This is a genomic window from Vagococcus allomyrinae, from assembly GCF_017829975.1.
In the GTDB taxonomy this organism is placed as follows: Bacteria; Bacillota; Bacilli; order Lactobacillales; family Vagococcaceae; genus Vagococcus_D; species Vagococcus_D allomyrinae.
On sequence record NZ_JAEEGA010000023.1, the window covers coordinates 30,332 to 50,217 of the forward strand.

Annotated in this window: 19 protein-coding genes; all 19 read right to left on the reverse strand. The window is 42.6% G+C overall.

The window, feature by feature from the left end; all coding sequences use genetic code 11:
- Positions 1–23: 23 nt before the first annotated feature.
- The 19 genes from atpH to I6N95_RS24595 all read right to left on the reverse strand — a co-directional run bounded on the left by atpH (position 24) and on the right by I6N95_RS24595 (position 19,877).
- The gene (gene atpH, locus I6N95_RS24495; protein ID WP_209532429.1) at positions 24–566 is read right to left on the reverse strand and encodes an ATP synthase F1 subunit delta; all 543 of its coding nucleotides are present in this window, start codon (positions 564–566) and stop codon (positions 24–26) included.
- Positions 556–1,077, reverse strand: coding sequence for a F0F1 ATP synthase subunit B (gene atpF, locus I6N95_RS24500; protein WP_209532431.1), 522 nt, complete (start codon positions 1,075–1,077; stop codon positions 556–558). The genes atpH and atpF overlap by 11 nt, the downstream gene beginning before the upstream one ends.
- Positions 1,078–1,166: 89 nt before the next feature.
- Positions 1,167–1,385 (reverse strand): F0F1 ATP synthase subunit C, encoded by a 219-nt coding sequence (atpE, locus tag I6N95_RS24505; protein WP_209532433.1) that lies wholly within the window; start codon positions 1,383–1,385, stop codon positions 1,167–1,169.
- A gap of 54 nt (positions 1,386–1,439) precedes the next feature.
- Positions 1,440–2,180 carry a F0F1 ATP synthase subunit A gene (atpB, locus tag I6N95_RS24510; RefSeq protein WP_209532434.1) on the reverse strand — a complete coding sequence of 247 codons (741 nt, stop codon included), beginning with the start codon at positions 2,178–2,180 and terminating at the stop codon, positions 1,440–1,442.
- A 659-nt stretch (positions 2,181–2,839) separates the two neighbouring features.
- Positions 2,840–3,301 carry an SsrA-binding protein SmpB gene (gene smpB, locus I6N95_RS24515; protein ID WP_209532436.1) on the reverse strand — a complete coding sequence of 154 codons (462 nt, stop codon included), beginning with the start codon at positions 3,299–3,301 and terminating at the stop codon, positions 2,840–2,842.
- 93 nt (positions 3,302–3,394) lie between these two features.
- Positions 3,395–5,773 (reverse strand): ribonuclease R, encoded by a 2,379-nt coding sequence (rnr, locus tag I6N95_RS24520; protein ID WP_209532438.1) that lies wholly within the window; start codon positions 5,771–5,773, stop codon positions 3,395–3,397.
- 153 nt (positions 5,774–5,926) lie between these two features.
- Entirely contained in the window at positions 5,927–6,685 is a 759-nt protein-coding gene (locus tag I6N95_RS24525; protein ID WP_209532440.1) for an alpha/beta hydrolase, read from the reverse strand.
- 160 nt (positions 6,686–6,845) lie between these two features.
- Positions 6,846–7,082 carry a preprotein translocase subunit SecG gene (secG, locus tag I6N95_RS24530; RefSeq protein ID WP_209532441.1) on the reverse strand — a complete coding sequence of 79 codons (237 nt, stop codon included), beginning with the start codon at positions 7,080–7,082 and terminating at the stop codon, positions 6,846–6,848.
- Positions 7,083–7,319: 237 nt separating this feature from the next.
- Positions 7,320–8,393: a GIY-YIG nuclease family protein gene (locus I6N95_RS24535; RefSeq protein ID WP_209532443.1), complete on the reverse strand. Its 1,074-nt coding sequence runs from the start codon at positions 8,391–8,393 to the stop codon at positions 7,320–7,322.
- 127 nt (positions 8,394–8,520) lie between these two features.
- The gene (grdD, locus tag I6N95_RS24540; RefSeq protein ID WP_209532445.1) at positions 8,521–9,672 is read right to left on the reverse strand and encodes a glycine/sarcosine/betaine reductase complex component C subunit alpha; all 1,152 of its coding nucleotides are present in this window, start codon (positions 9,670–9,672) and stop codon (positions 8,521–8,523) included.
- Between the two features lie 10 nt (positions 9,673–9,682).
- Entirely contained in the window at positions 9,683–11,218 is a 1,536-nt protein-coding gene (grdC, locus tag I6N95_RS24545; RefSeq protein ID WP_209532447.1) for a glycine/sarcosine/betaine reductase complex component C subunit beta, read from the reverse strand.
- Positions 11,219–11,275: 57 nt separating this feature from the next.
- A complete protein-coding gene (gene grdA, locus I6N95_RS24550; RefSeq protein WP_245249859.1) occupies positions 11,276–11,743 on the reverse strand; it encodes a glycine/sarcosine/betaine reductase complex selenoprotein A in 468 nt (155 codons plus the stop codon).
- Between the two features lie 15 nt (positions 11,744–11,758).
- Positions 11,759–12,082 carry a thioredoxin family protein gene (locus I6N95_RS24560; RefSeq protein WP_209532453.1) on the reverse strand — a complete coding sequence of 108 codons (324 nt, stop codon included), beginning with the start codon at positions 12,080–12,082 and terminating at the stop codon, positions 11,759–11,761.
- Positions 12,083–12,091: 9 nt separating this feature from the next.
- Entirely contained in the window at positions 12,092–13,063 is a 972-nt protein-coding gene (locus I6N95_RS24565) for an NAD(P)/FAD-dependent oxidoreductase (RefSeq protein WP_209532455.1), read from the reverse strand.
- On the reverse strand, positions 13,060–14,973 hold the full coding sequence (gene selB, locus I6N95_RS24570; protein WP_209532457.1) for a selenocysteine-specific translation elongation factor: 1,914 nt from the start codon (positions 14,971–14,973) through the stop codon (positions 13,060–13,062). The genes I6N95_RS24565 and selB overlap by 4 nt, the downstream gene beginning before the upstream one ends.
- Positions 14,974–15,057: 84 nt before the next feature.
- Positions 15,058–16,362 (reverse strand): glycine reductase complex selenoprotein B, encoded by a 1,305-nt coding sequence (grdB, locus tag I6N95_RS24580; RefSeq protein ID WP_245249860.1) that lies wholly within the window; start codon positions 16,360–16,362, stop codon positions 15,058–15,060.
- Between the two features lie 47 nt (positions 16,363–16,409).
- Positions 16,410–17,696, reverse strand: a complete 1,287-nt coding sequence (locus I6N95_RS24585; RefSeq protein ID WP_209532463.1) for a glycine/sarcosine/betaine reductase component B subunit — start codon at positions 17,694–17,696, stop codon at positions 16,410–16,412.
- Positions 17,697–17,794: 98 nt separating this feature from the next.
- Positions 17,795–18,172 carry a GrdX family protein gene (locus I6N95_RS24590; protein ID WP_209532465.1) on the reverse strand — a complete coding sequence of 126 codons (378 nt, stop codon included), beginning with the start codon at positions 18,170–18,172 and terminating at the stop codon, positions 17,795–17,797.
- Positions 18,173–18,761: 589 nt separating this feature from the next.
- A complete protein-coding gene (locus tag I6N95_RS24595) occupies positions 18,762–19,877 on the reverse strand; it encodes an AI-2E family transporter (protein WP_209532467.1) in 1,116 nt (371 codons plus the stop codon).
- Positions 19,878–19,886: the final 9 nt, after the last annotated feature.

Here is a 19,886-nt window from a genome sequence, read left to right on the forward strand (position 1 = left end):
ACCTCTTTTTTCTCATTTCACTGCTACTTTAATAGCTCTTTGTGCATCGCATCTAATTGTTTTTTGACACTGTTATCAATTACTTTGTGATTAGCACTGACGATTAATCCACCTAAAATATCAGGATCAATTTTTTTCTTTAATTTCACTTTTTTATAATCATAACGCTTGGCAATTTCTGCTTCAATCCGTTCGCTTTGTTCATCTGTGAGTTCAACTGCAGAGGTTACTTCAGCGACTAAAATACCTTTGTTATCATAATAAAAGTGTTCAAATTCATCGATGATTTGAGGGATTTCAGCCATCCGGCCATACTCGTAAATAACCCGTAAAAATTTAGAGACTGTTTCGCCAAAGTCTTTATCCAACTCATGCAAAATATCGACTTTTTCAAAAGGTTCTAATCGGTCGTCACTTAAGATTCGGCCAAGCTCCGGTACCTCTTCGTAAATCTCTCGTAAGGCTACTAACTCTTCATGAATTTCATCTAATTGATGCTCTTCTTTAGAGGTATCATAAAGAACTTTCCCATAACGACGATCAATCGTTAAGTTCTCAGTCTTCATTTTGCAATCCCAGCCCTTCAATATAAGAATTAATCAATTCCGTATGGGTTTCTTTATTTAATTCTTTTTTCAAGATCTTACCGGCTACTTGGATAGACAAATCTGCGACTTCACGACGAGCAGATTCAATCAGTTGTTCTCTTTCTATCGCAATGTCTTTATGGGCTTTATCACGATAATTTTGTGCCTCTTGTCTAGCAGCCGCTACAATGCTGTCAGCGCTGTGTTCAGCATTTTCTTTCGCACGTTTGATAATGGCAGCAGCTTCCGCTTTTGCTTGATTTAACTCCGTTTCACTCTTTTTAGCAAACGTATCCGCTTCTAGTTTTGCTTGTTCCGCTCCATCAATATCATTGGCGATCTTAGTCGCTCGGTCCTCGAGCATCTTCGTAATCGGCCCCCACGCAAACTTTTTTATCAGTAGCATCAGGCATAAAAATGACAAACTTACAAAAAACATCGTAAAAAGGGTAGTTGATGGAACACTACCTACGACTAAATGGTTGATCATAATCGTGCGCACTTCCTCTCTCAATCATATAGAAAGAAAGCAGAGACGGTTGTCCGAAAGTTCGGCGTCCTGCCTTCGTAAGTATTATCTTATGAACCTAAGAATACTAATAATAACGCTACAACAATCCCTAAAATTGGCACAGCTTCAATCAAACCGGCACCGATAAACATGGTACTTCTTAATTCACCAGACATTTCTGGTTGACGTGCCATACATTCCAAGGTTTTAGAAATAACTTTACCGTTACCGTAAGCGGCTGCGATAGCTGACCCAAAAACTGCGATAGATGCTGCGATGTAATTCATAATAAATTTCCTCCTAAAAATAACTCTCTATTATTTTTTTATTGTGTACTGTGTTTAGTGTTCTGCTACGACTTTATGTGAGAGATACACCATTGATAATGTGACAAAGATAAACGCTTGAATCGCTCCTATAAAGACTGAGAACCCTATCCAAATCATCTGTAACGGCAGCGCGGGGATAAAGGTCAAGAACCCTTTGCTACTTGCAAGATTTGAAATCAACGTCAGTAGTACTTCACCGGCATAAATATTTCCGTAAAGACGGAGGCCTAATGTCAAGACGTTAGTAAATTCTTCCATCAGTTTAATCGGCATTAAAAACTTTGCTGGCTCTGCAAAACTGTTTTGGAAATACCCTTTAATTCCAAATTTTTTCATTCCGAAATAATTCGTTAACAGAATCACGATCGCCGCAAGCGTTAAGGTAACTAACGGATCAGCCGTCGGACTCTTCCAATAAACGATTTCTTCTCCCTGAGGGTTGTGCATGCCAATTTTTGTCACCAAACCTAGAATGTTGGAAACTAGAATAAATAGAAATAAGGTAAAAGCCAGCAAATGATAATTATTTACTTCTTTGCTTGGCAAGTTATCAGATAATATCTTGCGAACAAAATCAATAACCATTTCTAAGAAATTTTGTTTCCCAGTTGGTTTCAGTTGTAGATTCCGAGAACAGAAGTAGACGACGCCGAAAATAATTGCACACGTCAGCAAAATCATCAAACATACTGTAACATCGACATCCAGCCCTGATCCCAAAACATTTCGAACAATCCAGGATGATTCTTCCATATTACTTCACCTCTTTTCCAAAGAGAAGATTATAAAAATAACAAAGTTAATAGAGAAAAAGTTTGTATAAGTTTTAACTTATTGGACTATTACTTATTGCTATTCAACATTGCTTATGATACCACCATTACACTTAAAAGACAAAGCTTTTTCATGAAAATTATCATTTTTTCATAAACAAAAATTTATGGTAACCATTTGCTTGTTTTTTTATTCAATCTCCTTTAGTTTTCACATTTTTATTTCCCTAATTTAATTCACCATTTCCTAACCTTATGTGCTCATTTCTCCTCTCGCATAAAAAGTCACCTACGCCTCTATCGTAACAAATATTTAGCGCTTTTAAAAGAAATATGTGAATTTATCTCACTAAATCTTACTAAATCAACGCTACCTCATATAAGTAAAATAAAATACCTACCTTTAGCTACTTAATTAGCGTGATATTACTGCCCAGTTAATTACCAGGGCGAAATATCGGTACCTTTAGTTTACCATTAAATTAGTGTACAGGATATTTTAAGGCTTAAAAATAGAGCCAGGAATTCACCTGACTCTCATTAATTTCTCATTAATTTCAAAATCCAGCTTAACACTCAGAAACTAACGATTAATCTTGTTATATTTATCGGTCATAACTGGCAATTGTTAAGAGCTCGTTAAAATCTATTTTTTAACGTGCGATCGATTTCACGTTTAATATCTTTCCGTTTTAGATCTTCCCGTTTATCGTATTGTTTTTTCCCTTTGGCAATGCCGATTAAAACCTTTGCAAAGCCATTTTTTATGTAAACTTTTAAAGGTACTAAGGTGACACCCGTGTTCTTAGTTTCACCTATTAAACGGTCAATTTGTTTGCGGTGCATCAATAACTTCCGCGTCCTTAGGGGATCGTGATTAAAAAGATTCCCTTGCTCGTATGGGCTGATATGAACATTTGACAAGTAGACCTCACCATTGCGAATTCGGGCAAAGCCGTCTTTCAAATTGATGCGCGATGCACGGATCGCTTTGATTTCGGTCCCTTTTAAGACGATTCCCGCTTCTATTGTATCGATGATGGTATAGTCATGACGGGCCTTACGATTTTGAGCAATTAACTGCCCTTCTCCCTTTGGCATTACGCCACCTCCTGATTATAAGTCGTAATAGTGCAATGATCGTAAACGGGTGATTTACCGCTCATCAAGTTCACCTGTTTGGTCGCTTACACACTACTTAGCTTTCTTTTTCTTGCCTTTTTTCTTTTTTGCGACTTCTTTATAAAAGGGTTTCTTGCCAGTCGCTTTTTTCTTGCCTGCTTTTTGTTTGGGACGGTGATCTTGTGACTTGCCACGGCCGCCTTGTTTGCGGCTTTCCTTGTCCCCTTTGGGTTGGCGACGTCCGCGCTGTTGCTGTTTCGGTACGACAATTTGGGCTTGGTCAGAGTTGTCTTCGGTGGAAATCAGTTCAAAATCGATTTCCCGTGTAGTTGGATCGGCCTTAGCTACCTTGATCACTACTTTTTGACCGATGCGATACGTCACACCTGTCCGTTCTCCAACCAGTGCAAGATGACTCTCCACATAATGAAAGTAATCATCCAATTTATTGATGTGGATCAGTCCTTCAACCGTATTTGGCAACTCAATAAACATTCCAAACTTCGTGATTGAGCCAATCACACCAGGAAACTCTTCGCCGACTTTATCTTGCATAAACTCAGCTTTTTTCAGACTGTCTGTATCGCGCTCTGCCTCAACCGCCCGGCGCTCCATCTGAGAACTGTGAAGGGCAATATCTGGTAGATGCTCTTGCCACTTGGCTTTTGTTTCCTCTTTGACAGGCTGATTCTGATAAGCTTTAATCAAGCGATGAACGATTAAATCCGGGTAACGACGGATCGGTGAGGTAAAATGAGTGTAGTCCTCTGCCGCTAGTCCATAATGTCCGACAGGATCTTCACTATAGCGAGCTTGCTGCATGCTGCGCAATAGCATTTTATTGATGACCGGTTCTTCTGGTCGCCCTTTCACTTGCTCCAGCACCCGCTGTAAATCTTTGGGGGTAATATCTTCTTTGGTTCCTTTAATAAGAATACCAAAACTTGCGGCAAATTCAAAGAACCGTTGCATTTTATCTTCTTTTGGTTGCTCGTGTATCCGATAAATAAATGGCAATTTGGCCTGCTGATAATGGCGAGCAATGGTTTCATTGGCAATTAGCATAAAGGATTCAATCAATCGTTCCCCGACACCGCGACTTCTTAACACGATCTCTTCTGGATGGCCGACTTCGTCAACCAGAATACTGGCTTCCCGATCTTCAAATGAGATGGCCCCCCGTTCCAAACGCATGGTTTCTAAGATCTGATGCAAGTCACCCATTTCTCGAAACATGGGAACCAGTTCGTGATAGCGCGCGATTGTCTCAGCCTTGTCATCTTGTAAAATGTCGTTAACAGCTGTATATGTCATGCGCTCTGTCGTTTGAATCACACTTTCAAAAATATCATACTTGACTACTTGACCCAATTCATCAATTTCCATTTCACAACTCATCGCTAGGCGTGGAACTTGGGGATTCAATGAACAAATCCCATTGGATAAACGATGCGGAATCATCGGAATCACTCGATCTGTCAAATAGACGCTGGTAGCACGTTCATAAGCTTCAATGTCCATCGGACTGCCTTCTGTCACATAGTGAGAAACATCAGCGATATGGACCCCTAAAAAATAATGACCATTTGCCAACTTTTTGACTGTTACCGCATCATCCAGATCTTTGGCATCAGCGCCATCAATCGTGACAATCACTTGATCACGTAAGTCACGCCGCTCCTGAATCTCTTCCTCGGTAATCTCATCGGGAATTTGTTCCGCATGAGCCAATACATCATCCGGAAATTTAGTAGGGATGCCGTGTTGCAAGACGATTGACATGATGTCCATCCCGGGATCATTTTTATGCCCAACCGTTTGTTTAATCAAGCCCTCCAAAGAATTGGGATAATCTGGCTCTGGGTAGTGAGTCACTTCTACCACACAAATCATGCCATCTACTGGTTGAATGCCTTCCGCCGCAATAAAAATTTTATAAGTATTCAATTTCTTATCTTGTGGCACAACAAAGCCATAAAGATCACTTTGTTGACGCTCCTCTTCGTCATAGGCGACAAATTCACCAACGACTTGGGTCATGGAGCGTTTGACAATCTCAAGTACTTTGCCTTCGGCCGTTTTTCCTTCCAAATGATCTGCAGGGGATATGATGCTGATCATGACAGTATCACCATTTAAGGCAAAATTGGTGTTTTCTTTTGCCACATACACATCTGCCTCTTCTGGATCAATTGTGACAAAACCAAAGCCGCGTTCATTTGCCCGGAATATCCCCTCTATTAAAATATCTCTGATCGGCAACTTAATCTTGCCTTTATTAGTGAAAGTGACAGACTTATCCCTTTCCATACTCGCGATGGTTTGGACTAGGAGTTTAAAATCTTCCCCTTTACTTAATCCAAGGCCTTCTGCTATTTGTTCCATGGAAAAGCTTTTTTTTGAGCTGTTTTCCATAAAACTAATTATTTTATCTTTAATTGTTTCTTTCATTAGTTCTCCTTTTTGAGTGCCGTTGATCCGATGCCTGTCGGCCTTAAGGCAACTCGCTTTCTTCTTGTTAGTCTCGCCTTGATTCGATTATTTTTATCTCATCAACCACTGAACAGGGTGTGACGCTGATCTTCCTTGCCTAAGCTTAATCACCTATTTCCAAGGCAAGCCGTTCAGATAGGTCAGCACATCCGTTTGCAACTGTTGGCGAGCTGGTCCGATGGTAATCACATGACCACTCTCTGGATACCACTTCACCTGAGTTAACGAGTTAACTAATGCTTTTTCCATCAGGTAAACGTCTTGTGGGTCAATCATTTGATCTTTGCCAGCCTGTACCAAAAGGGTTGGCTGAGTAACCGTTGCTAGCTGATCAAAGACAAGGGTCGTAAATTCTTTAATCTCACTTAACTGTTCGGTCAGTGATAACTCGATGTCGCTTAGTCGCTGGCGTTTTTCCAAGTCATTTGCACCAGATTCTTCTATTAGTTTTTTAGCAAAAAATTTAAAGGATGGCACGATATTGGTTTTAGATTCCGGAACAATCGGTGAACACAGAGGACCACCTCCGATGATCAACTCCGGGTAAGTTTCCAACGCCTTCATGGCAAAAATCCCACCTAAGGACAAGCCGAACACAGCCAATTGTGAGCAACCGTGATCGATCATTACTCGGACACTTCTTTCAAGATCTTTTTGCCATAACGCTGGCCCTGTTGCTAAAATGTCTTCTGGACGGGTTGTTCCATGCCCCGCAAATAGCGGCAACAAAACTGAATACCCTTGATTATTTAAAGAACGGCCCAATGAACGGACATCATTAGGGCTCCCAGTGTAGGCATGAAAAATAATAATGCCTCGCGAATCACCTTCAAAAAACGTTGTCTCTGGCGCTACTTGATTAATCTTCACCAAATCATTCCTCCTAAATTTAGCACACCACTAGGCACACTCGCTAGTTTGAGCTGACTATCTTGCTGATTATGAGACGTGCTGTATATGATTGTTTGATTAACTCCCATAATTATACCTAAAAAAGCCTCCTGTTTGAATTACAGGAGGCTTTTATCTCTTACTTAGATGATAAAAAGGCTAAAATTAAGGCAACAACGCCCCAGCTAACGCCTAATATAGCTGTAAGCTTTTGCATGACTGCTTCAAAACCACGAGCTTTTTGTTTACCAAATAACTGGTCAGCTCCACCTGTAAATGCACTAGCAGCACTATTTTGCTTGCTTGGTTGCATCATTACAGCAATTATAATTAAAATTGAAATAACAATCATCAGACCTAAGAAAAAATTATACACGGGTGACTCCTCCTTGCTCTATACTAATTGACATCTTCATAAGTTTATCATAAACCAACTTGAAATACTAGTTTTTCTCACGATTTTTGTCACTGCTTTTTCTGAACATTTTATCTCTAAAAGGAGAATAAAAACGACAATTAACCAAAAAACGAGAAAAGCCAAACAAGGTGTTCCCTCGAAGTAGACTGGTAATGGAAGGAAAGGCTTTTGTTGAACTCCCGGAAATCGCTTATTTTACTGGGCTTGTTTCGCTAAAAATTCCTCAAAGATCAGATAGACCTTTTCAGCTAACACCAGATTTTTTTGTGTTTTGGTCCAAAAATAATCCGCCAGCTGATCACTTCCCACAAGAATGGGTAAGGAGGACTCTTTAAATATCCGTTTTAGCCCTTTGGGGATGTAAAGGCAGGTCGTCGCCTGATGATTAGGGTGCTTAAAGTATGACTGAACACTGCTCAACTGCTGCTGAACAGATAACACCCCTGGGACTGTCCACCAATTGGTGATAGAGACGATGCCATTTCTAATATGCGACACTTGAAATAAACAAAATTGGGGCACTTGTTTAATTCCCAAATAATCACAATTGGCCTCTAAGACCATTGGAGCTGGCTCACGATTTAATTGCTTTTCAAGCATGCTGATTAAGAGCTGAACTTCTTGGGCTCGTTCAAAAGATTGTTGCCGACTCTGGCGCTCTCGCTCCTGGACTAAAACTTGGATCATCTGGGATAAAGGCAGCTGAAGAAATTCGCGAATATTAGTTCGTTGAAACTGATAAAGGGCTGGGTCAACGTCTCGATAACAACCGCCTAAACACAGGCCCAAATCGACGTAGAGACAAGGACGGCCTTTATTGTGCTGACACTTGGACAAGGGAAATTCTCGCTCTAAAAAATTGTACAGCAGTTGCGCCAACTGTTTGGAACCGTAAGGCCCAAAATAGTCACCACTTTCCGTCACCTTTTCAGTGAGCAATAGGCGGGGATTTTGCTCCTCAGTTATTTCGAGGTAGGTATATTGACGCTCTGCGATTAGCGCCCGATTGTAATAAGGTTTAAAATGAGCAATTAGCAGTGCTTCTAAAGCCAACGCTTCCTCATCAGAATTGAGATGAATCACTTCCAAATAAGCAATTTCATGAACAAGTCGCTGAGTCTTTTCATGTTCAACCTTGTTAAAATAACTGCTGACTCGGCGCTTTAAATTAACTGCCTTGCCAATGTAGATAATTTCTTGCCGTTTATTGCGCATAATATAACATCCCGGTGTAGTAGGTAAACGCAACGCTTGCTCCTTTAATGACATCTGACAGCTCCTTTCACGAAACATCTTCACTGTTAATTTACCACTTTTAAGGGCGCTAACGCAACTATTGTCTCACGTTCTTTTGTCAGAAAAGCCACGTTACTCAGTTGAGTGACGCGGCTTTTCCCTATAAAAACTCTGCCTTAACTAAAACTTCCCTTGATTGAGTCACATTTTGTTCATTAACCAGCACAATCGGGCCAGTACACCCCATGCCACTTTCAGCATAGATCCCAGCTTGCCACAAGCAAGTGACAGCATCCTCTAAAGCGATGACGTCAATCCCACTGATTTCAACGGTCACCACTTCTTTATCGGGAGCCACAACACTCTCTGCGACAACAGCTGTTTTAGCTTGTAAGGACTGACGAACTTCTTTTAACTTGGCTCGATTGGCTAAGGCGTACTCTTGTTTACTGATTGCCACCAGTTGTCCTTGAACCATTTGATAGGCATACATCAGCGCATTGGCTATGACAGTGGCTCCACTTGCTCGTGAAATTATCAAAACAGTCTCCTCGTACCCTTCGCCAATACCGGGGCCGTAGCCATAACCGGTTGCTTCGTAATTGCCTCCTGTCTGAAAAGCTGAAAACATCTTCATCAGAATATTACCGGTTAAGCTATCACAAACCATCACATCCACGCTACCGAATAATAAGTCATTACCACGCATGATGACGCCGCCATCACTGCGGTGACTTTCCGAAAAAGTGATCGGATAGCCATTATTAGCTAAAGTCTTCAAAGCACGCTCTACACTGTTTGCTCCATCCACATTTAAAATACCTAAAGTTGGCTGCTCGATGCCGGCGGCTTTTGCCGCCACAATCCCATTGATCGCGTTTAAAACCATCGCTTCATTTCGATTTGAACTTGTGGTTCCGGTGGTAGTGGAAATAAACATCTCTTTTCCCAGAGCCGGCGTGACCACTCGACCAACCGTTGAAACGCCGATCGGAAAAGGGTAATGCAAAGTGACGCACCCTTGAATGTAACCTTTTGCCAAAAGCTCCTCCATCTTCTGATAGTTATCCGCTTCACAAGTTGTCGCAACAACTTCGACACCTGCCCAGTCAACCGCTGTTCCAATCACCACAATGTCAAAAAGTTGCTGACTCTGAGCCAGTTTGACTGCCTGATGCATCGTTTCTAACCCATGCTCACTGCCGTCAATCGTTAAGCCAATCTTAGGTTTTGAATCGAGGTTCCCAGTTTCCAGATCGTTAGCTAACTCATTTAGAACTTCCTTAATCGTTGTATTTAGTTGCTTCGACATATCCTCCCTCCTATTCTTCCGTCATATTAGCCGCAAACTCCCGTAAGGCTTTGGCAACGGCTTGTCTGACTTCCCCTTTCAAGTCAGTCTGATCAGCTTGACTTACCTCACCACTATTTCGTTCGATAATGATTGACATTCCGTCAAAAAGATTGGTCATGCGCCCTAAGAACAAAGAGCCTTTGCCAACAATCATGGCTCGATTTTTGTCACCTGTCGTTAAGTCAGTGACAGCAAAGCCAAGGTAAGGCACGCCACTGGGGATATGCCCCTGAGTTGGCGCCCATCCTGGCAAGGCCTTTTCCGCCACAAAGCTTGCCAGTTGACTGCGCTCGATTTCTTTTCGAATAACGCCGATGGCTCCGATCATTTTTAAGTTAGCCACCGGTACATCTCCTGCCCCAGCCGGCTTGGTAATGTCTGGATTTTGCATCTCCAAAGAGTACGCATCAATATCGTTAACCGTATAGCCGGCAAGATCTAAAGGGGTGGCCACAAGGGCTGTGGTCACCGCTTGTGGACTGGAGCCACTGGATACCTTATGACGACCGACTAAATCAGTCCGTAACAAGGGGTGCTTGCCATCATTTTCGCTGATGAGCGCGGCAAAGCCGCCTAGTACATCTTCCAAAATCGGCAAGCCTTTTTCAACATGTGATTTGCCGTTCATTCCGAGCTTTGCTGTTGCGCCGCCAGCTACAATCACCACATTCTTAAATGTCTGAGCGCGCACCAATGAAGCTGCACTGATTAAGGCATGGGTAGGTGCTGCGCAAAATCCCCGAATATCGGAACCAGTGGCGTTGACACAACCCGCTAATTCGGCAATTGATTTAGCAAAGTTGCCGCCACCACGTTGGTTCATATCACCACAGGCTTCTTCACTACACTCGATCACATAATCAACATCAGCCGGATCTATGCCCTGCTGAGCGAGCAGATGTCGCAAGGACATGACACCACCAGCCTTAACGACCAGATTTTCCAGCATTACATGGGCATTTAAATTCACATCAATTTCGTGAGCTTGTTGCACACAACCAACCAATTGATAATTTTCATACAAACCTTCAGCATGATGCTCCTCCACTTGTGTCTTAAGCCACTCAAGGCTTTGGCCTTCTTTAATTTTAGCCGCGTCAGCCTTAAATAAAGGGTGTTCCTTCAACGCTTCTTTGACCGCTTTCCCATAGCTGGCTTCGAGATGAACTAATTCAAAAACGTCACACAACTGAATAATCCCGTAGAACTCTTTTTGAGGCATAATTTCCCCAATGTCGCTGTAGCGTTGGCCAGTCATTTGGTGCTGATACCAAGGTTGTGGCAATTCCTTTAACTGACTATAAGGCAAGTTGCCAATATACGTTTGATTTGGCGGATAATTGACCACATCCTCATAAGACCGTAAATGTTCTCTGACTTTTTTCAAATAATCACTATCAGGATTGACAATTCGTTCAGTCGTTTGAGTGGTCCCATTTTTTTCGACCATGTCAGGTGTATGGACCAATACATAACTGGCCGCTCTCAATGTTGCATAATCCATGATTAACCTCCTTACTTTGGAAAAAGAGACTGTCTGCTAACAGCCTCTTCTTCTAACTTAATATGTCGAAAACTCTTTGCGGATTCCCGATACTTCCGCAACAATTTCATCCACTTCTAACACCATTTCCATCATGCCGATTTGCTCGTCATAGACGTCTGAATCAACAAACTCTTTAAAATCTGGTTCAAAAATATGATAGACAGCTAGACCTAGCTGTACATTTGTTAGTGGTCCCGCATAGGTGGGATCACCATTTGTAACTGTTTCCGCAGCTAGACCAGCTGCTTCATATTCGGCACCGCCTAAAAGCACCACGACATTCTCTGCCCCGTACTTTTCAACGGCTTCCTTTACTCGTTTTTGGTTTTCCAAGTCCATGGCCCCTGCGGCCGTTCACACAAAGCATTCAGTCGAAGAAAAAACGACTTCTGCAGTAGTCCCCTTTAAACATTCTTCAATCGCCAATCCAGGAATACCATCACGATCCCCTAATACTATTATTTTTTTATTTTCTAATGACATCCGTTTTCCCTCCACTTAACAATATTTTTTTATCAATGCTTCCAAACTTTCTGGTGAAAGTTCCTCTTTTCCAAGTTCAGCAATTTTTTCGCCTTTTTGGTAAATCGAAATCACGGGCAATCCCATAATTTTATGCTTGATACAAAAACGACGAACCCCTTTTTGTGAGGTATTAAATTTCGTAAACTTCAATTTGTCGCCATAGGTCGCTGCCAAAGCCGTTACCGTCGGCATCAATGCCAAACAACTTTCACAGGTCTCCCCCCACCAATCAATCAACACCGGTTGATCACTGTTGGTGATTTCTTCATCAAAATTATCTAGCGTTAATTCAATCATCTTTCCACCTCATTTTGACTTATTTTCTTCGATATAGCGCTGAACTGCAAAGGCCGCTGTCGCTCCATCGCCAGCCGCCGTCACAACTTGTCGCAACAGTTTGGGTCTGATGTCACCGGCCGCAAAAATTCCTGGGATATTGGTTGCCAGATTATCCGTCGTTTCAATGTAGCCCCACTGATTTAAATCCAGCACATTTTCGTAGATCGCCGTCTTTGGCTGGTAGCCAATAAAAACAAAGATGCCAAAGGTGCCATCTTCTTCGTCTGCTTCAATCACCCTGGATTCATTTGTCTCAGTATTGCGGATGACCATGGACTCTACCAGACCATCCCCACTAATTTTCTCGACTACCGAATGATAGATCACGTCGATTTTGCCGGTTTTTTCGGCTTGCTCAATGGCAATCGCCTCGGCCGTTAGATAGCCGAGATTTTGAATAATGGTGACTTTCCTTGCAAAGTTTGTCAGAAAGGTGGCTTCTTCAACGGCCGAGTTTCCCCCTCCAATAACATACACTTCCAAATCTTCGAAGAAGGCCCCGTCACAGGTTGCGCAATAGGAAACCCCTTTACCTTGTAACGCTGCTTCGCCTGGACAGCCAATTTTTCGCGGAACTGCTCCGTTTGCTGCGATAACGGCTTTCGCCTGGTAAAGCGTGCCATCTTGACACCTAACCCTCCGATATCCCTCCTTCTGGGTAACGTCGATTTCGATAACTTCTTTGCCAACTTCGATCGTCGCCCCGTATTTTTTTACCTGCTCGACCATCCGAGCAATCAATTCCGAACCAGATGGCTCGCCTGATTCCCCTAGGATCGAGCCTGGAAAATTAGCAATCTCATGGGTCGACATAATTTGACCACCGAGCTTTTCCCGCTCTAGAACGAGGGTCTTTAATCTAGCCCGCGAATTATAGAGGGCTGCCGTTAAGCCGGCTGGGCCACCCCCTATGACAATTACATCATACTGTTCTGTCATTCCATCACCTTCCTCATTGATAAACCTTCATACTCGACTAATACGCGGCTGTCTTCCAACCGTTTGGTCACGTTTAACTCATCTAAATGTTCCAAAAACATCTTAGAATATTTTCTGCTAGTGTGCATCATATCCCGAAATTCCCCTAAGGTCATCGTTCCGTGAGCTGCTAAAAAACTTTGCACTTGGGCTAGTGCCGAGTGGTAGACTGTCATGTGGATCACTGTCTCTTGATTTAAATAATAGACACTATCTCCCACTAATGTCTCCAAAACCGCCGTGGCAGCTGGATCATTTGCCAAAAGTTCTGCCAAACTCGGGGGTGCTAACCCTGCCTCAAGCAGAGTTGTCTCAATTCTTTTTTTTATTGCTTGCTGCTCCGCGGAAAAAATGACGGAAAAACTCGCCAACTTAATACTTCCTTGAGAGCGTTTGACCACCCCTTGACCTTCTAAAAGCAGTAAGATCGCCTCGACCTCTCTTTGCCGTAGTTCAAAACGAGAACGGACTTCTTCAAGTGACATCCCTGACCTTAAGGGAAACTTCTGATGATAGTCTTGCAGTAACTCGTAAATAGCTGAACTAATTTCCTTTAGTTGACAACTGCTAATAAAGGTTTGATTAACTTGGACGACCTTTTTTTTGGCCAATAAAGTCTCTAAGCTTTGATTGATCTTGAGGCTGCTGGTATTCAAATAATCTGCCATGGTTTTTGCGGTAACAAAGCCAGCTTGTTTGTTCAAGTAATCCAATAGAACCAAGTTAAAGTCCCCTGACTCTTTGACGTGCAAGCTTTCTAAAATATCCTGATTATAACGTCGGTGCTTTTCAGCATTGGCTTCTAAGACAATACCACCAGCGATGGTTACCGTCGGCGAATAGGAGCGTAAAATCAAATGATCGCCTTGTTTAACAGCCACTTGTTCTTCTAAACGCAATTGGACATATCCCTCACCACCAGGGGGGATGTCAGCGGCACCTAGAGGGACCACCCGTCCTAAGACTTCCTTAGTCCCCAGATGAATGTGAACGCGATTCCAAAGACCCAATGGACGCTCAGCAGAAGGGAGCGCCCTTAGTTTAACGTCAATCATCCAAGTAGGCGTGACATTGTTTTTGACTGTTATGACATCGCCTCGTTTTAGATCGCCTAAGCTCAATTTCGTCAGATTTAAGGCCGTACGCTGACCAGCAAAAGCCTCTTCCTGAGCAGACTCATGAACTTGAATGCTGCGAATTTTGGTTTTTTTTGCACTGGGATAGACAACCAGATCTGCCCCCACCTTTAAGGAGCCGTCAATTAAGGTACCAGTGACAATTGTGCCATGACCTTTTACCGAAAATACACGATCGATGTTTAGCCGAGGTTCACTTTCGTTGAGACTCTTTTCAATGCTGGTCACTCTACGATAAATTTCACTTTTTAGCGCTGCCATGCCAATCCCTAAGACTGCATCTGTTTCAATCAGCGGGGCATCAGCTAAAGCAGTATGGCTTAAGGTCTCGCGAATATCCTCAACCACTAACTGACGCAGGTCCTCTTCAACTGTTCCCACTTTCGTCAACACGACAATAAAATCTTTTACGCCTAAAAGCTGCAATATATCAAGATGTTCTCTCGTTTGCGGCATAATGCCCTCATTGGCGTCAATGACCAATAACACCAAGTTAATCCCAGCGACACCAGCTAACATATTTTTCACAAAGCGCTCATGTCCTGGAACATCCACGATGCCGATCCGTTGACCATCTGGCAAGTCAAGGTAAGCAAAACCGAGATTAATGGACACGCCACGACGTTTTTCTTCAGCCGTAGTGTCCGTCTCAATGCCGGTTAGCCCTTTGATTAAGGTTGTTTTACCATGGTCGATATGCCCAGCTGTTCCAATCACAATATGTTGATTCGACATTTTGGTTCCCTCCTTTAACTTGACAGATGGCTAAACAGTCAACACCGTCAGCCCTCTCGTATCATTAAAATTTGCGTTCCCAGCTTATGATTCAAAAACTGTTTGCGTGTCAATCTCGCTTTCTAAAGCTGACAAGGCTTTTTCAACAATCCCACGGCGTAATTTCTTCTCATCTTCCCCATTTAAACTGGGATTTCCCAAGGGATGAGGGATGGCAATCGCCGGGACAATTCGATTGGCGCCAACTGTCAAGGATATCGGCACGACCGTACAGATATGAACGACAGGTAACCCTGTTTTCTCAATTTCTTTTACCATAGTTGCTCCGCAACGGGTACAGGTTCCTCAGGTGGAGGTTAAGATCACGGCCTGAACACCATCAGAAACCAGTTTTTGAGCAAACTCGGCTGCAAAACTTTTGGCATTAGCAACTGAGGTGCCATTGCCAGTTGTCGTGTAAAATTTCGAGTGCAACTCGCCAATCCGTCCCTCCTTTTCCAAGTCACGCATCACGTCAACTGGCAAAACACGGTCGGCATCTTGATTGGCATACATCGGGTCGTATCCACCGTGAGCTGTTTCATAAGTCGCTTCAGTTAAATCCTGCACGCCCGTAATATCGTACTCACCGTATTTTGAGGCACTGGAAGATTCGATATGATCGGGATTACCTTTCGGAACGATTCCTCCTGAAGTAACCAGTGCCACTTTCGCATGAGCCATGTCAGTGATTGCCTGACCAGGCACTACGTTATCAAACTCAGGCATTGGAAATTCCGTTTGAAAATCTTGATTCGCTATTTTTTTTATCAGCATCTCAACAGCACGGTTTGCCCCTCGCTGTTCAGCTTCAAAATTTGTCCGATGACGCACGATGTAGTGATCCTCAAGCGGATCAACCGCTTCGCCTGCTAATAATTTTTTGGCCAAGCTTGCCATTAAGGGCACCGCTTTTCTCATCGCTGCCGCCGACTTCCCGACAGAAACGATATAGGCCTCTTTTTTATATAAGTCGACCCCAGGGTTTTCTTCATACATCCCAGTCACAACTGGGATATTTAATTGTTGCGTGACGGCTTGAGCAACTGCTCCACAAGCCACGCCATAACGCCCAGCGTTAAATGCAGGTCCAGCGATTACTAAATCAGGATGAAAGGATTGGATCATCTCCGTGACCGTCGCTTCCGCAATAGCCATATTTTCACCAAAATAACTATCGCCACAGACGACTGTCCCGACGATCTCAACCTCTTCACCTAAAGCGCCAGCGAATGCCAGTCCAGGACCAATAATTTCCGCCTTTTTAAAAGGTTCGGTTCCAGCATGCTCTTCGCCACCAATTCCTGCATAAAACTGATTGATGTAATGAACTATTTTATATTTAGCCATGTTTACCTCCTTATGTGACATCATTTAGTTTGGACATTCTCTATTTCCTAATGTCCTTTCGCCGACATTTTGTTAAAGCCAAGCTCATTGGTCGCTCCTGTAATAGCTTGAATTTCCACTTCAATGCTGCCATCTTTTCGCAAGCTCCCGTCAAATCCGCCAGCAATGACATCAACATAGTCATATTGCCCGATCAACCGATCCATCGGTGGTAAGATAATCGTTTCATTGGCATTGCCACCAGTCACAACCGCTGTTGCCAATTTATCGGCATCAGCTAAGGATTGGCTAGCGCCATCGCGCCCTGCATATTCATCAGTGACAATAACGGTCTTAATCCCTTTTTGTTCAATTTTTTTACAATTCATGATCAGATCCGTATCTGGATTGCCAAAACCTTCCTGCGTAATGATCACACCGTCTAGTCCTAAATATTCTGCCAATTTGGCGGTCCAATCACTGGAACGTTCCTTATCTGCCAAATAGACTGTCTCATTGGTAATAATCACACCAACAAAATTGACTTCTTTTCCGTGTTTTTCGTAGAGCTCTTCAATCACCGGATTGTTCAAATGATGATAGGTCGTATTTTTATCGCATGCTGACACACAATTACCACTAATAATCGCCCCATCCATGATTTCTGTCGGATATAAGATCGTTGGCACAACATGCTTAGCATCGGTTCCATAAACATAAGTATCATGCAGCAAGCCTTGAGTCTGCAACATGTAAACGTAACCAACTTTAGGAAGGTCAGGATACTGTGCCACTTGTTCAAAGACTGGTAAGGTTTCATAAACTGTCACCTCATCTGGTTCAAGTGCTTGACCTAATTTCCCGAGATATTCTGCGACTTTTAAACCTGCTAAGCGAGCTGCTTCTTCATAACTATGGGGTTCCAAATCGACTGCCGGCTCTAGCACCAAACAAATATTAATGATCGCCGAAAATGGCGTTTTTTCCGCCCCTGGTCCGCTCATATCAACGATACCTTCTTGAAAGCCCACTATCTTGCCAACCGTCGTGATACCGCAACCCTTTAAGACGTGAGTCCGACCAGATCCGACAATGCCAACCTTGTTAATCACGCCGGGAAATATCCCGCCACCACCAGCAACTTTACAGCGAGGTTCAATCACATCTTTAACGGGCGTGATGCGAATGCTTTCCCCAGGTTTAGCGATTTGAATGTCACAGGAGTGAATCCGTTCATCCTTTAAGACCATCCCTTTAATCTCTGTTTCATTAAGGTAGAGTACGCCTGCCACCACCTTCGCCGTATCACCAAATACCACCTCTTTAATGTGAATCTTTCCAAGTTCTAGTTTCATTTCTTCACCTCAATTCAAATTTTTGTACCGATTCTCCGTACTATTGAGCTGCGTCTCACCTCCTTTAATCGTGAATCGTTGATTCAACTTTATCTCCATTAACGAATACCCATTCGCTCAACGGTACTTACCATGACATAATAATCGACGTAAGCAAAATCTTGTAAGACAGCCTCGGTCCAATTAGGACGGGGCTTGTCCGCCATAAAACGCTGATAGACTTGGATGGCTTGTTCAATGTAGTCGAGACTGGTTATATCGATCACTTCCCCGCCACCTCCTAAGACAATCGACTTATAGTAGGTTTCATTAGGTTTGATGCTGCTGCTCAAAGGATGAGTTAACAACACCATCTGTTCCTCGATAATGTATCTTTTTACTTTTAGCAACAACTGGCCGTGATCTTCTTTCAAAAACTCCAGCGGAATCTTGATCTTTGATCGGGCCACCAGCGGATTGTTAGTTACCAATAACATGGCTTTCCCTCCATTGGAAATAAGGCTCTTTTCGCCATTCTTTTACTCTCACGAACAAAATCCAGCCCATGATGAATAAAAGGACAGAAAAAACAGCCCTTAATTTGATTAGATGACTCCAGTCTAGCAAACTTAGAGCGCAACCGCTCAGTTATACTTTGTCAGAGAAACGTGTATTTTCTTTTGATCCGTTTACTCACATTGAACACCCTTTCATCTTCAAGTTAAGTATATCACAATCTAAGAAAAATGGTAACGTTTACTATAATCCTGACTTTTTTGAAAGTTCTACGGTTTCCTCTTAGAACAATTTTTTTTCGTGTTATCCTTAACATGTGAAAAAATCCCCCAGTCCAAGAGCTACCTACTCTAAAAAGGTTGATAAATAACCAACTTCACAGAAAACGGCTTATTTTAATATTCCTGATAGGTGACGATTTTGCCATTATCACAGGGACAATTCCAACATTTTTTCAACTAATACCCCCTATTCTCTAAAAACACAAAATTGTATTTAATCCTTACCGAAATGACGGTCATTGTTTTCCGACGGATTAGCTTTAACTCAAACAACCAAGCTAGCACTGGGCTAACTTGGTTGTTTTTCCTTCTCCTTAGGCAGTTTTAGCAATTGCTTTTCTCTGCGATAATGAAGGCCATTTAAAATAATAATCTTAGCGATCACATAGGTCGGCAAAGCTAGGATCATCCCAGGGAGACCAGCCAGTTTGCCTGCTACTAATAAAGCCAAGATAATGGTCAAAGGATGCATGTTAAGGCTTTTCCCCATAACCAAAGGGTAGACCAGATAAGATTCACCTAGTTGGATCAAGATAATACTGATTGCCAAAATGACTGCTTTTTGAGGAGACATACTGAAGGCAATGATAAAGGCAGGGGTTACACCAATCCAAGGTCCTAAGTAAGGTATCACATCCATCATGCCAGCAATGCAAGCCAAGAGAAAGGCATAAGGGATTCCTAATAGTTTAAAGGTAAGGTAGGCCCCTGCTGCTACATATAGACATACCAGAGCTTGACCACTGATATAAGCTGATAAAGCGGTATTCACACGGCCAAGTAACTCCTTGGCCGGTTGCTGATACGCTTTGGGTACAAATAAACTAACCGCTTCTGGAAATCGCTGACCATCTTTGAACATGTAAAATAAAATAATTGGCACCGTAATAATCAGTAGGACTGAACGGGAAAGCACACTGATAACTGTCCCAACACTGGTCGTCAAGCCATTGACTGTCGCGTTTAAAATCTGATTGGACGAGACGGATAACTCACTCCAATAGCGTTGGACATCAATATCAAAGGCTAATCTATTTAGCCACTCAGCTAAATTTTCTTGTTGACGGCTGACGAATTCTGGCATTGCCTTAGTTAATTCCATAAACTGACCAATTAAATTGGGAAAAATAGTGCCAATCAATAAGCCGAAGATCAGGGCGATCATCACAAACACCAGAGCAATTGCATAACTGCGCTTTTTAGTTAACTTTTCCAATAAAAGAATCACTGGATTTAGGACATAATATAAAAAGCCAGCGATCATAATCGGGGTAAATAACGTCGTAATAAAAACTCCGACTGGTTTAAAAATAAAGCTGATTCGTGTACACAATAAAATTAATAGCGCCATGCCAATCAGATGGAACAATAAATCTAACAATTTTGATGGTCGCCAGGTTCTCATCACAGCCTC